Annotated in this window: 13 protein-coding genes and 1 pseudogene; 4 read left to right on the top strand and 10 right to left on the bottom strand. The window is 60.8% G+C overall.

The features are described from left to right. Positions 1–47 precede the first annotated feature (47 nt). The 7 genes and pseudogenes from L0U81_RS31545 to L0U81_RS31580 form a co-directional block, all read right to left on the bottom strand. On the bottom strand, positions 48–1,499 hold the full coding sequence (locus tag L0U81_RS31545; RefSeq protein ID WP_233809760.1) for an aldehyde dehydrogenase: 1,452 nt from the start codon (positions 1,497–1,499) through the stop codon (positions 48–50). Positions 1,500–1,535: 36 nt separating this feature from the next. After that, entirely contained in the window at positions 1,536–2,039 is a 504-nt protein-coding gene (locus L0U81_RS33630) for a thiamine pyrophosphate-dependent enzyme (RefSeq protein WP_267957354.1), read from the bottom strand. A gap of 51 nt (positions 2,040–2,090) precedes the next feature. Next, complete coding sequence (locus L0U81_RS31560; protein WP_233809762.1) at positions 2,091–2,849, bottom strand: SDR family NAD(P)-dependent oxidoreductase; 759 nt, start codon at positions 2,847–2,849, stop codon at positions 2,091–2,093. A gap of 73 nt (positions 2,850–2,922) precedes the next feature. Beyond that, complete coding sequence (locus tag L0U81_RS31565) at positions 2,923–4,290, bottom strand: MFS transporter (protein ID WP_233809765.1); 1,368 nt, start codon at positions 4,288–4,290, stop codon at positions 2,923–2,925. Further along, positions 4,274–4,783, bottom strand: coding sequence for a MarR family winged helix-turn-helix transcriptional regulator (locus L0U81_RS31570; protein WP_233809767.1), 510 nt, complete (start codon positions 4,781–4,783; stop codon positions 4,274–4,276). Before L0U81_RS31570 ends, L0U81_RS31565 begins: the two co-directional genes overlap by 17 nt. A gap of 151 nt (positions 4,784–4,934) precedes the next feature. Further along, positions 4,935–5,063 (bottom strand): annotated as a pseudogene (locus L0U81_RS31575) (MFS transporter); the annotation flags it as partial. A gap of 40 nt (positions 5,064–5,103) precedes the next feature. Next, positions 5,104–5,637, bottom strand: a complete 534-nt coding sequence (locus L0U81_RS31580) for a 2,4'-dihydroxyacetophenone dioxygenase family protein (protein WP_233809769.1) — start codon at positions 5,635–5,637, stop codon at positions 5,104–5,106. A gap of 132 nt (positions 5,638–5,769) precedes the next feature. Between L0U81_RS31580 and L0U81_RS31585 the strand changes: the two genes are divergently transcribed. Together L0U81_RS31585 and L0U81_RS31590 are read left to right on the top strand one after the other, a co-directional pair. Continuing rightward, positions 5,770–6,750 carry a helix-turn-helix domain-containing protein gene (locus L0U81_RS31585; RefSeq protein WP_233809771.1) on the top strand — a complete coding sequence of 327 codons (981 nt, stop codon included), beginning with the start codon at positions 5,770–5,772 and terminating at the stop codon, positions 6,748–6,750. Between the two features lie 431 nt (positions 6,751–7,181). Beyond that, positions 7,182–9,143 carry an enterotoxin gene (locus L0U81_RS31590; protein ID WP_233809772.1) on the top strand — a complete coding sequence of 654 codons (1,962 nt, stop codon included), beginning with the start codon at positions 7,182–7,184 and terminating at the stop codon, positions 9,141–9,143. 45 nt (positions 9,144–9,188) lie between these two features. On the opposite strand, the gene L0U81_RS31595 is transcribed toward L0U81_RS31590, so the two are convergent. Then, complete coding sequence (locus tag L0U81_RS31595; protein WP_233809774.1) at positions 9,189–11,153, bottom strand: beta-galactosidase; 1,965 nt, start codon at positions 11,151–11,153, stop codon at positions 9,189–9,191. A 744-nt stretch (positions 11,154–11,897) separates the two neighbouring features. Next, the gene (locus tag L0U81_RS31600; RefSeq protein ID WP_233809776.1) at positions 11,898–12,065 is read right to left on the bottom strand and encodes a Tn3 family transposase; all 168 of its coding nucleotides are present in this window, start codon (positions 12,063–12,065) and stop codon (positions 11,898–11,900) included. A 318-nt stretch (positions 12,066–12,383) separates the two neighbouring features. Between L0U81_RS31600 and L0U81_RS31605 the strand changes: the two genes are divergently transcribed. Beyond that, positions 12,384–12,695, top strand: a complete 312-nt coding sequence (locus L0U81_RS31605; protein WP_233809778.1) for a high-potential iron-sulfur protein — start codon at positions 12,384–12,386, stop codon at positions 12,693–12,695. Between the two features lie 63 nt (positions 12,696–12,758). Here the strand turns inward: L0U81_RS31605 and L0U81_RS31610 are convergent, their stop codons facing one another. Then, positions 12,759–12,914 carry a hypothetical protein gene (locus L0U81_RS31610; protein WP_233809780.1) on the bottom strand — a complete coding sequence of 52 codons (156 nt, stop codon included), beginning with the start codon at positions 12,912–12,914 and terminating at the stop codon, positions 12,759–12,761. 348 nt (positions 12,915–13,262) lie between these two features. On the opposite strand from L0U81_RS31610, the gene L0U81_RS31615 reads away from it, so the two are divergent. Further along, entirely contained in the window at positions 13,263–13,451 is a 189-nt protein-coding gene (locus L0U81_RS31615) for a hypothetical protein (protein ID WP_233809782.1), read from the top strand. Positions 13,452–13,490: the final 39 nt, after the last annotated feature.

Here is a 13,490-nt window from a genome sequence, read left to right on the forward strand (position 1 = left end):
AAGATCGAGGGCGGGGAAGCATGCATCGAAATGTCGCCTGCGCCCTCTCAGAACGGATAGTGACGCGGCGTCGTTTGCACCGTGACCCAGCGCAGTTCAGTGAACTCGGCAATGCCTGCCTTGCCGCCGAACCGGCCGAATCCGCTATCTTTCACGCCGCCAAAAGGCATCTGCGCCTCGTCGTGAACGGTTGGGCCGTTCACGTGGCAAATGCCCGACTCGATGCGCCGGGCGACATTGATCGCGCGGGCCGTATCACGACTGAACACGGCCGACGACAGCCCGTACGGGTTGTCATTCGCGCACTCAATCGCCGCTTCCTCTCCGCGCACGCGTACGATACCCTTCACTGGGCCGAACGATTCGTCGTGGTAGATCCGCATGTCTGGCGTCACGCGATCGAGCAGCGTCGCGGGCATCAGGGTGCTGGTGGCCCTGCCGCCGCAGACGAGCGTTGCGCCCTTGGCAAGTGCATCGTCGATCAGTGCGTTACAGCGCTCGACGGTGCTCATGTCGACTACCGAACCCAGCACCACCGGTCCCTGACGCGGATCGCCCAACGGCAGCGCATTTGCGCGAGCGCCGAGACGGTCGACGAACGCATCGGCGATCCGTTCGTCGACGATGATGCGCTCAGTCGACATGCAGATTTGTCCAGAGTTTGCAAATGCCCCGAACACAGCCGCATTCACGGCTGCGTCGATGTCCGCGTCGTCGAGCACGACGAGCGGCGCCTTGCCACCCAGCTCCAGCACCACCGGTTTCAGATAACGCGCGCAGGTCTGCGCGATGATGCGGCCCACGTGGGTCGAACCGGTGAAGTTCACGCGGCGCACTTTCGGGTGGGCGATCATCGCCTCGACCACCGCTCCCGCGTCGGCTGGCGCGTTCGTCACGAAGTTGACCGTGCCGCGCGGCAGGCCTGCCTCCTGCATCGCCTCGACAATGAGTCCGTGCGTGGCCGGACAGATCTCCGAACTCTTCAGCACGACCGTATTGCCACACGCAAGCGGAAGCGCAATCGCGCGCACCGCCAGGATCACCGGCGCATTCCACGGCGCGATACCGAGCACGACGCCGGCGGCCTGGCGCACGCCCATGGCAAGGCTGCCCGGCACATCCGACGGAATCAGCTCGCCGGCGATCTGCGTCGTCATCGCTGCGGCTTCGATCAGTCCCGCCGCCGCGAGATGCACGTTGAAGCCGGCCCAGATTCCAGACGCCCCTGTCTCGGCCGCCATCGCTGCGGCAAATGCGTCGGCTTTTGCTTCGAGTGCATGCGCGGCCTTCGTGAGCAGGGCGCGCCGCTCACCCGGCCCCATGGCCGACCACACTGGGAACGCACGCGCAGCGGCATCGACGGCCGCAACGGCGTCATCAACGCTCGCCGCGGGGGCGCGCGTCACCACTTCACCATCTAACGGATTGCGGCGTTCGAAGGTCGCGCCGTTGCGCGCCTGAACCTGTTCGCCGTCGATCAGCATCGATACGGTCTTCATCGTCTGTCTCCTCTTTTTGTGAATGGGTTATGCAGTTCAGGCTACGACGGTTTCCACCAGCATCGGCCCGCTTACCATCAGCGCGCTGCGCAGCGCATCATGCAACTGCGCCGCCGCGCTCACCCGCACGCCCGGGCAGCCCATCCCCGCGGCCATCGTGACGAAATCGAGGCCAGGCAGATCGGTGCCCTGAACCGGATCGGTCGGTCCGAAACCGAAAACGGGGGCGAAGTCCTGCAATGCGGCATAGCGCGTGTTATTCAGGATGACGAAGGTGATGGGCAGATTGAGCTGGGCCTGTGCGTAGCCATCTGCCATACCCGCGACGACGGCTTCCTGCAGGCCGACCACGTAGCGGAAATCCGCGGGAAAATCGCGAAACATGGGCAATTCCGTCGACCCGGGGTTCGCGAAGATTGACGTCATGCCGACGCGGCGCGCGAAGTCGATTACCGAGTCGCGCACGGTCCAGCTGCCGGAATGGGGAGCCCGGTTGCTGCCGTCCTGCCCGCTGTTCAGTTGCGGCGCGCCGACTGTCATCGCAAATCTCCTTTTACAAAGGCTTGTATTCCAGTCTGCCGTGCACGGCAATCAACTGCTCATGCCGCCATCGACCGGCAACGTGGCTCCAGTGACGAAGCTGCTCAGCGACGATGCGAGGTACAGCACGCTATTGGCGATCTCCGCGGCGTCCGCGTGACGATGCAGTGGGATCACATTGTCGAGAAACGCGGTCGCGTCAGTGTTCAGCACGTGATCGAGCGAGCGCTCGATCGTGGTTTGAAATTCATTCGCCACCGGCCCCGGGTGAACCGAGTTGACACGTATCCTGCGCGGTGCGAGTTCTTTCGCGAGAACGCGCATCAGCCCGACCACCGCATGTTTCGAGGTCGCATAGGCGGCAACCCCTGGGTCGGCCGTCAGTCCCATGACACTCGACATCAGCACAATCGAGCCGCCGTCGTTCATCGCCGGAATTGCATGCTTGCACGTCAGGAAGCTGCCGCGGACCGCAACACGCATGACCAGGTCGAACACTTCGTCCGGATAGTCGGTGACCGGCGCGACCTGCCCGAATACGCCAGCGTTGGCGAACACTGCATCGATCTTGCCAAAACGCTGGACCGTCGCAGTGACAAAACGTTTTGTGTCGTCGGCATCCCCAACATCGGCCGCGATACCCGCGGCGTCGGGATTCGCGAGCGAAGCGAGCGCCGACTCAATCAGCGAGGGGTCCAGATCGACCAGCATCACGCGCGCGCCGTGCTCAAGAAAGAGGCGCGCGGTCGCCATACCGATACTGCCCGCGCCCCCGGTGATCAGGCAGGTCTTTCCGCTCAACAAACTCATCTGTTCTCCGTCTCCATCGAATTGAAGGAACCCTCCCGGACCCCGGACCGGGAGGGTCAATGCCGCCTACGCGTCAAGCAATCGACGAAGTCGGCTCATGGACGTCGCTCGTGCGTCGCGCCGTTTCCTTCAACAGCAGCCCAACGATAAACACCACGCCCGCCCCCCCAAGCGCCATATAGAGCGGTACCGCCAGACCGTATTGCTGCGCCAGCGCGCCACCGATTGCAGGCGCGGCCGTGGCACCGATGAACTCGGCCACCATCGTCACCATACCGATGGCTGTCGCTGCGAGCCGCGACGGAACCGTCTCGGTCGGCACGAGCACCATCATCAGCGCGACGATGCCTTGCTGTGCATTCGTCACGAAGAAAATCCCTGCGAGCAGCCAGAGGTTCGCGTAGAGCGATTCAGTGAGCATCGCCGTGACGAGCGCGGCAATCAGCACGGACATGATGATTAGTGCAGCCTTGCGACCGATCCGGTCTGAGAGGGCCGGGAAAATCATCCCGAGTAAGAACGCACCGAAGCCTGCAGCGCCCAGAAGGAAGCCCGCGGTTGTCCCACTCTGACCCGCGACCTGCGTGATATAAAGCGGCGCAAAGACGTTCACCTCAAAGAGCCAGCAGATCACGCCAACCGCCCCGAGGCAACACAGCCATATGTTGCGGTAGGTGAGGACCGACAGATAGTCGCCGAGCGTCAGATGTTCCTTTTTAGCGCCATCTTTGCGCGTGGGTTCGGGCACCAGCTTCCAGATCAACAGCCCGAGGATAATTCCCGGCACACCGGCAACGAAGAAGGCGGCACGCCAGCCTGCGTGCGCGGCGACCTGGGTCGTGAGCACGGGCGCGACGGCGAGCCCGATCAGGGACGCAGCGCTGACGACGATCCCGACATTCCGGCCCCGATGCTGCGGTTCCGCGGTTTCTTCGGTAAGCGCCATGATGACCGAGAAACACGGCCCTTCAGCAATACCGAGCAGTGCCCGAACGAGTAGCATCTGCTCGTAGGTCTGGACTACGCCGGACAGCCAGGAAAGGATCGAAAACGAGAAGATCGCGGGAAGCAGTACCTTGCGACGTCCGATGCGATCGGACAGCGCGCCGAATAGCAACGTGGAAATCGCCCAGCAGATGCCGGTCACTCCGGCCAGATTGCCGACCTTTGCACTATCGAGATCCAGGTCGTGGATCATGTACGGCGCAAGATAGAGTTGCGACATCCGGTCGAGAAATACTGTCCCCCACGTCAGGAACAGCAAAAGCAGCACGAGCTTTGAACGCCTGTCCGACAACTGCATGGTGTCTCCTCTTTTTAGTAGAAAGACCGCGTCGTGCAACGCCATGCGCCCCGGCGCAGATCCAGTGAATCCCGATGGACTTCCACTACGACCAGTTTTGTGTGGGACCTCCTCTTGAGAGTCAGGCGAGGTGAGCAATGATCTTGCGCAGCGAGCGCAAAAACTCCTCTTTGTGGGCCGGCTCGATTAGTTCGTCCAGCATTTTGTCGTGTTCGAGCGCGTGCATCCGCAGTGTCTTCAACGCTTTGGCACCTTTCGTTGTCAGCCGCAGCGAATAGCTGCGCCGATCTGTTGCAAGACGTTCGCGAAGCACGAATCCACGCCGTTCGAGATCGTTGAGCACCGGTGTCAGGGTGGACTTGTCACGCCCATTGGCCTGGCTCAGCGCGGTCTGCGAAATGCCCGGATTTTCGTGAATCAACACGAGCGTCGCGTAAAAGCCGGCCCGCAGATCGCTCGAACCGACGCGTCGCGCGAATGCCTGAAACGAGGCCTGCTGCGCGAGGCGGAGGTTGAATCCAATTGCCTGTGCAAGTTCGCCGAATGAGATGTCGGGTGGCTCGTAGCGCGGCTCGGGCTGATCTTCAAGCACCCTGGCCTTACCCGCGACATTCGATCTGCCTTTGCTCATGAGATGTTGACCTGTTGACCCCAGCCACGCGCCGGGTACGACTTATGAACGATCCTATTGAAACAAATGATTGGAGTTCCAACAGTTGGTGTTTCTACTAATTTTCGTAGCCCGCGGGCAGATCGGAAACACCAGCGCCTCAGACCACTCACGCAGCACCGGGACAGCTCATGACCAGGCCCACGTCAGTTCGCGAGAAATGGCGAGTCGACACGAGAAACGTCGGTGCGAACGAGATGGCCACGACGAACCAGGTGAGAAAGAAGCAACTGATAAGCAAGATGCCATTTACATATCAGACCTCGATAGGAACGTGCGCGTCAGCGATACAGTTTTTCGATCGCTTGCGCACCGAGGCCTATCTTTTCATAGTGTGCCTTGCACATCTCGATGTACGAATGCACGTCGAAGTAGCCATCTGCCTCGCCATTTTCGTCAAGCCAGATCAGCGGACCGGTGACGATAAAGAACACGCGCATCGGCTCGGGATGATCGAATGCCACGAGCGTGTGGCCTTCACCGGGGGTCTCGTAGACGAAGTCGCCTTTGGTGGCCGTCCAGTCATGCTCGAGATAGCCCCATCTACCCGAGATCGTGTACGCGAAAACCTCATGTGGGTGGTAATGCCTATTGACCAGGCCGGCACGCTTGGCCATTAATATGTCGCACCATTTGTTCTGGGTCGGCGATATCCAGAGCGGACGTGACGACACGGTTGCCGTGAAGGGCACATAGAGCCGTTCATCGTCGCTCGGCGCGTCGTGGATATACGCTTCAGGCAGCGCATCCGGTTTGAATGGCTTGGCGATCGGTGCGATGTTTTTCCAGAATTCAGAGTTGGCCTTGTCTACCATGGTGTCTCCTTGTTTTTGAGTCGTCAGGGTCTGACTTTAGCCGGACACAACGCGTGAGTCTTGACCGGACGGGACGGAAAGATTGACTGAACGGGACATCGGATTCGGACCGCGCACGTGTGAGGGGACACCGTGACGACATCGACCGTTTTTTCGTGCACTCAGGGATCGACGGCCAATATTCCTGTCGGACAGCGCCTGGAGTACTGGGACGCGTATAACGCCGCCGCACTGGTCGGACTGCGTTGCTCGTCGCTTTCGCCACATGGCCTGCAAGCGACGACGACCAATATCGTGCTGAAGGACCTGTGTCTGGCAGACATCATGGGCAACGATCACGTGATCGAGCGCAGCCCTGAACTCGTTCGTCAATATCCGAAGGACTCGGTGTTCGCGTGCCAGATCGTGCGCGGCTCTGCCTACTTCATCCAGAACGAACGCTGCACCCTCGTCGACGCCGGTGAGACGATTGTCTACGACACTCGCTTACCGTATCTCTTTGGTTTTCTCAGTGAGATGCGCCAGTTTCTGATCGATATTCCGGTCACGGCGTTCACTGAACGCTTTCGCATCGATCTGTCACGCGGACCGCTCAAGCTCACGCGTCACATCGGCACCGGCGCGATGCTCGGAAGGACATTGAACTCAACGCTTGACGCCTTTTTCAAGGATCCGGTCAAGGCCGACCCGGGTCTGCTCGTGGAGCATGCGGGTGCATTGCTCGAAGCCATGATCGATTGCGAGATTCATGGCGAGCGCCACTCGCGCTCGTCGATGTCGTACCTGCTCACAGCGCGTCAATATATTGCGCATCACCTGGGCGAACCCGAACTAACATCGCAGTCCGTGGCCGATGCCCTCGGAATTTCGCTGCGCCATCTGAACAGGATGTTCGCGGCAGAAGATGAATCTGTCTCTGCCTATATCTGGTCAAAACGCGCGTCGCACGCCCATACGGATCTGGTGAACCCGATGCTCGCGCGGACTAGCGTCGGTGAAATTGCGTTTCGTTGGGGTTTTTCGAGTCAGGCCCACTTCAGTCGTGTGATTCGGGATCGCTTCGGGGCCTCGCCCAACGCCTTGCGAAAAATGGCTGGAGTCCCGTGCGGCTGAGGCCATAGCGCCACGCAATGATTCAAACAGTTCATCAAGATGCCAGGTGTTCTGTGTAGGTTGAGCTCCGGACATCCACATGGAGCACCGGCCATGAACGCGACTGGGACGATCACGATGACGATGCGCGAAGTCGACCGGTTCAAGGTCATCCATGCGTGAACTCGACCGTCTGAAGGGGGGAGATGTGACTTAAGCCGGGCGTGCCGCCGAGCGGCTAGGCCTGACGGTGCATTAGGTCGAGCGGTTCGTGACGCGGTATCGTGAATCCGGCTTCCGGCAGAATGGTGGCCCATTCGCAAATGATCGAGCGTGGCCGGGTACTGCTTCGGGACATGCAAGCCTTGCGGACTGCAAAAATTCACGCACTTGCTGAATCCACCCGAAGTACTCTATGGATCAGGCACCCTCCTCATCCCGAGTCTTGGTCGATGCAAGCCAAAGAAACTGCGTCAGCGCATCCGGGCATGCCTGCGTTCCAGACGAACGGTGACCGGCATTCTTTCGGTAACGCGGCCATCGCCTTGAACTGGTCCGTCAGGCACCAGCATCTTGCCGATTTCGCCCTGATCGACCACGTGCATATGCGTACGCTGCGGGTCACCGCGCCGTTTGCGCTATCGCTGGCCGACGGTCGCACACTGGGCATTGCCGATCTGAAACTGCTTGCGCCGCTGCGCGAAGAAATGCTGACGGCAAATCCAAAGGCGTCCCGGCTGGCTGAACGGATAGCGGGCCGACGCGTGTTTGCCATCCTCGGAGACGAACCGGGTCGCCTGCGCGTGGAGTGGAGCGTGGAGCAACGCGAAGGCTCGCAGTACTTGCGCTTGCAGGTGGCGATCACCGCGCTCAGCAAGGACGAGCACGTTGCCACCGTTTCGCTGTTGGAGACGCAGGTGTCCGGTGCGCAAATCACCGGCGAGTTCAAGGGCGCCCCTGTGGTCGCGGGCAACGTCTACCTTGGTTTCGAGCTTCCGTTGTCGGAGAGCCAGGTACTCGGGGACACTGTCAGGTTCACCATTTCGAGGGCCTTGCCGCTGGAAAGGAGGAAGACTTGCGTCTTTTCGGCGGTGGCTGGTGTGGCTCGCGACGGCCAGCTACGCCGCGATTTCGCGGCCTATCTCGAACGCGAACGAGCCCATCCGTACCGCCCTTTCCTGCACTACAACTGCTGGTACGACATCGGGTACCTCACGCCGTACACGCAGCGGCAAGCGCTCGAACGCATCGACGACATCGGCCGCGAGTTGCACGACAAGCGTGGCGTACAACTCGACTCCTTCCTGTTCGACGACGGCTGGGATGACTACAGCGGCAGTTGGCATTTCGGCAAGGATTTTCCGCATGGATTCGTACCGCTGCGCGACGCCGCCGCCCGCTATGGGGCGTCGCCCGGCGTGTGGCTGTCGCCGTGGGGCGGCTATGGCTCGACGCGGCAGGAACGCGTGACGCGAGGCCACACCGCGGGATACGAGATCATCGATGGTTGCTTCGCGCTGTCCGGGCCGACATACTACCGACGCTTCCATGAGGTCGTGATGGAACTGCTCGCACAGCACGGCATCAATCAGTTCAAATTCGATGGCACCGGCAATGCCGACAAGGTGATCCCGGGCAGCCGGTTCAACAGCGACTGGGACGCGGCGATTCAGTTGATCGAGGACATCCGCGAGGCCAAGCCAGAAACCTTCATCAACCTCACCGTCGGCACCTATCCATCGCCGTTCTGGCTACGCTACGCTGATTCGATCTGGCGCGGCGGCAAGGATGACGACCTGGCCTGCGTCGGCAGCAATCGCGAACGCTGGATCACCTACCGTGACGCACAGACTTACCGCAATGTCGTAGTCAGGAGTCCGCTGTTTCCGCTCAACTCGCTAATGCTCCACGGCATCATCTACGCGCAGTTCAACGATCGGTTGAACACTGCTCAAGGCCAGGACTTCGCACATGAAGTGCATTCGTACTTCGGCAGCGGCGCGCAACTGCAGGAGTTGTACATCACGCCGTCGCTGCTCGGCGACGGCGACTGGGACGTTCTCGCCGAATCTGCCAGATGGGCCCGGGCAAACGCCGAGGTGCTGCGCGACAGCCACTGGATTGGCGGTGCGCCGGATGAGCTCGATGTGTACGGCTGGGCCGCATGGTCGCCGGTCAAGGCGATCATCACGCTGCGCAATCCCGGCAGCCAGGCGAAGCGCTTCGTGCTCGATTTGCGGCGGCAACTGGAATTGCCAGCCGGCGCGTCGCGACGATTCCGGACGCGCCGCATATGGCACGGCCATGCCTCGCATATTCCGCCGGTGCTGGACGCGGACCGGCCGCAGACTATCTCACTCGCGCCGTTCGAAGTGCTCACCTTGGAACTGGTCCCGGCCGGTGGCGAAGGGTAATCGAAGTTACCGCGGACCTCCCCGTATTGGCTTACGGTACCCTCTTTACGAAAGCGTGCGCGCGAGTTCTACCGGTTTGGCTTCCAGCTGGTGCAGATCGAAAATAGTGACCTCGTTGTCACCCAGCCTCAGCCACGGAGCAGGACAATACAGGCGCGTTTGCGGACCGATATTCCAGTAGCGGCCCAGATTGTGCCCGTTGACCCAGACCACACCTTTGGTCCAGTGACGCATGTCGAGATAGGTATCGCCGGTTGTATCCAGCGACAGAGTCACCCTGAAGAATAGCCCCGCCTTACGAGGGTTCGCGCAGACGGTGTGCAAGTTCTCGATAAACGCGGTATCCATCGGCAACAGGAAGACTTCCCAGCCAGTGAGCGTGGCGCTCGAATCTCCCGCCTCCTCCAGCGTGACCGGTTCGAGAATGCCTTTCCGGTCGAGCATCGCGTGGCCATAGTTGACGCGCCCCATGCCCTCGACGAGGATATCCAATGATACGTCGCTGTCGGGCGACGACGACACAAGCGGAAGCGGCAGCGGCGCGTGATGCATGACATTCAGCGGCTGCGCGCGATGCTCCGGCATGAAAGCTCTCGACACCCCGCCTACGTATTGCTCGCCGATGAAAACGGTCGCGTAATCGTGAACATTCTTGATACCCAGCACACCACCGCGGTAGCCCTGCAGCTTCTTGCGATACAGCACGAAACCAAACGCCTGGCCATACATCTCGAACGGCTGTGGGTCGACGGTTTGTAAGGCCGGGAGCGCGGCGGGCAGGTTGTCCCAAACGGACGCGTAGAGTTCCGGCACCAGGGCATGGTGTCCTTTGCGGCTGATGGTGGGAACGGGTTCGGGTATATCGGGCAGCGGTGTCGGGAGATAGCGGGCGATGACGCCGCGGTACTTCATGTACTTCGAGGTCGCCACGCCTTGCTCGCTGATGGGTGCCGCGTAATCGTAGCTGGTAATGTCGGGTTGATATTCGCCTGAATCGGCATCCACATTTGCGCCGGCATAGAAGCCGAAGCTGGTGCCGCCGTGAATGACATAGAGGTTGAACGACAGCTTCAGTTGCATGAACGCGTCTAGCGTGCCGGAAATATCTGCGGCCATACCATTGAAAGTCTCGTCGCCCCAATGGGTGAGCCACCCTGGATACACTTCACCGGCCATCGCCGGAACGGCCGGAAATTGCTGCCGGACGGCCGCGATTTGCTCTGCATCGCCATTGCTCAATGCAATCGCGCCGCCGGTGATGTTCGTGCGATTCTGTTCAAGCTGCCTGATGCCATCTTCCGTATAGAACGGTCCCTGTACTCCTTCCTGAAGCCAGAGCTGCCGTATCTCTTCGAGGTAGGCCGGGTTGCTGGCGTACGAGCCGAATTCATTCTCGATCTGAATCATCAGGATCGGTCCACCGTGAGTCACCAACAGTGGTTCGATACGCGGGCTCAGCTCCCTGATGTAACGAGCTACCGCCGACATGTAGCGAGGATCGTGAGTGGTGTCGGTCCTGAGCTGGATGTCCGGGTCACTCAACAGGTACGGCGGGATGCCGCCCAGATCCCACTCGCCGCAAATATAGGGACCCGGCCGCAGCAACACCCACATGCCCTCCTGCTGACACAGTCGAATGAATGCTTCGATGTTGCGGTTCCCTGTGCGGAAATCGAAAATGCCTGGACTCGTTTCGTGGTAGTTCCACATGACGTAGAGGGCGATGCAGTTCATCCCCATCGCCTTGGCCATCAGGATACGATGCTGCCAGTACCCGGCGGGGATGCGGGCGGGATGCATCTCTCCGCTGCGGATCTGGAAAGGCTCGCCGTCGAGCAGGAAGTTTTCGCCGTCCTGGCTGAAAGAAAAGGTATGTGTGCCTTTGCCTGTTGAGGCTGGGATGTCGACCGGCTGAATTCCAGTCAGGCCGCTCTTCGGGTCGTTGCCGCCGTCGCGTGCCGACCCCACTGGCAGAAGCGCCGTGAATGACGAGGATTCTCTTCTGTCCATTGATTGCATCTCCCTCGAAGCTACCGGGAAGTGGCGCAGCGCAATACACGGACGACGACGGAGCACGGGCCGCTGCCACTCAGTTGCCGTAGGGCTCGCTGGGTCCGCAATAGCCGGTCGCGGGTCGACGTGCCCGGTTTCGCTGAGGCCGGCAGCAGGCGGATCGTTGCTGGCGCTGTCATATGCGATTGTCCGGAGGCTGCTTGCCACGACGAACGACGGCAGGCGTTCCAGGGCTGGGCGGCCGTGATCGTCGGCTCGCGCGGCTCGAACTGGAACTGCGCCCTATCTCCGCCGCACCCCGGGTTGCGATCGCGATACCTGTCATCGGCGTCTCAGTGTCTCTTGTCCGGATGCGACGCCCCCTGCTCTGCGAAGACTCTCGTGCAGCCTGCAATCCCGGTGTCACTAGACATTAGAACGTCGGGGCCATAGATACAATGAGCGTTTGCGGGTCCGGCATGTTGTCGGGGCGAATTCAGGCCATTCAGCAAGGAGAAAGCCCTTTGCACTCGCCTCGAAGAGCGTTGGCATTGCCTAGCCCATCAAAGCACGCGGTGGCTCAGGTCAGTACCTTCTAGAGGAGTACTACCTCCCCGACCATCACGGAGCGAGCGATAGAAAGTCCGTAACCCGGCAATGACGTCGCCCGCCATAGGGACACTGGCATCCTGCCGGCCCTGGCCCGGTGAATAGCACTAGAACTGTCGCTCAGCGTTATTCGCACAACCAGTGCGCGAACACTTAACGTGCGTAAATTTTCGAATCTTGAGGCGCCCCCTTGTTCACGTGCCGTACGTAGTCGCCGGTCAGGTTGAAGTGATTCCATCCGAGCGGTGCGACGTGTGAGACCAGACTCTCGTCGATCGCGCGCTGTTGCCGCAAGGCAGCGATCGCACGCTCCAAGAACACTGTAATCCACAGCGTGCCGGTGACGCCGCCGGACTATTCGCGCGCGGATCAACCACGTCGCGGCAACGGACCTGCCAGCTGCCCCCAAGCAGCAGGTCTGCGCGCTGCTAGCGCGGCTGGACGGTCCGGTGCGGAGCGTGCAGCATGATCCGGTCGGGCATTGAAAAATGAAGGGCGTATCCGGCCATACTTGTGCCCGGTAGGTATGGCGTATGCTGACGTTCTTTCAAGGACCGACAGGGATCCAGTCATTGTGACCGGACAAAGGGCGAGACACCTTGCATTGGTCGGCTTCATTTTTTCTAAGGAATCCATGTCATGCCATTCTCCCGCCGGCGTTTCATGATACTTGCCGCATCCGTCGCATCGACGACGGTTCTATCGACTGAGTCGCGTGCCGATGCCCCGGTGCTTGCCGAGAACGATCCGACTGCACAGACACTTGGCTACAAGACGGACGCTGCGAAAGTGGACAAGACAAAGTTCCCCCGCTATCAGACTGGGCAAACTTGCGCAAATTGCCAGCTTTATCAGGGCAAACCCGGCTCTGCGATGGGGCCTTGCCCAATCTACGGCGGCAAGCTGGTCGATGCGAAGGGATGGTGCAACTCTTACGCGAAAAAGGCCTGAACCTGGCGCGCTGATACTCGCCGCATGTAGTCGAATGAATCCGGGCCAGTCTGGAGACAGCCGTCAATTCGACATCGGTATGTAAGGCAGCTTTGGGTTCAGTGACGCGGGCAGCCCGAACGCTTGCCAGATCGGGATGATCTTCAGTTGACCCGCCGCCGCGCGCACCGTGATACTCGTCGCGATCGCGTCGGCCCGATGGTCGTCCTGGTATGCCATTGCCGCGATTACCTGATCTACAGTCGCACGTCCCTTGGTCTCGGTGGCGAGCCCAGTGCCCCGCCCACGCAGCCCAAGGACCTCAGGGAACCATGATGCGCTACCGCACGCCAGTGGCACGGTCGGCGGAGAGCATCGCGTGGAGGTCGCGCACCCGCCCTGGATTCCCGCAATGCTGCAATCCGGACGGCCTCCGTCGAATCGCCCTCCACGGTCTCTCAATGACTCGTATCGCAGACCCGCAACGACCATTCCCTGCGTCGCCCTCTGGTTCCTGCTGATCGGCGGCTTCGCTCGAAGCGCGGCGTGAAGTTTGCTGCATGACAGATATCGGCGACCGGAGGAATCATGACCCGAACCGACAGGGACCAACGCATCGAGGAACTCGAACTCACGGCGGTCGATCTCTTGAAATCCGCCAAGACGCCGACCGCCAATGTGTACGACAGCTCGCAGCGGGACGATTGCTCGGACGAACTCGCACCTGGCGACGATCTGCTCGACTTGCCCGACGGACCCGGCATGGTCTCGCATTGAGCGTTGCCACGAACCCGGCAGGCGCCCCGAAATCCTCGC

Origin of the sequence: Paraburkholderia sp. HP33-1 (genome assembly GCF_021390595.1) — a bacterium.
Classification (GTDB): Bacteria; Pseudomonadota; Gammaproteobacteria; order Burkholderiales; family Burkholderiaceae; genus Paraburkholderia.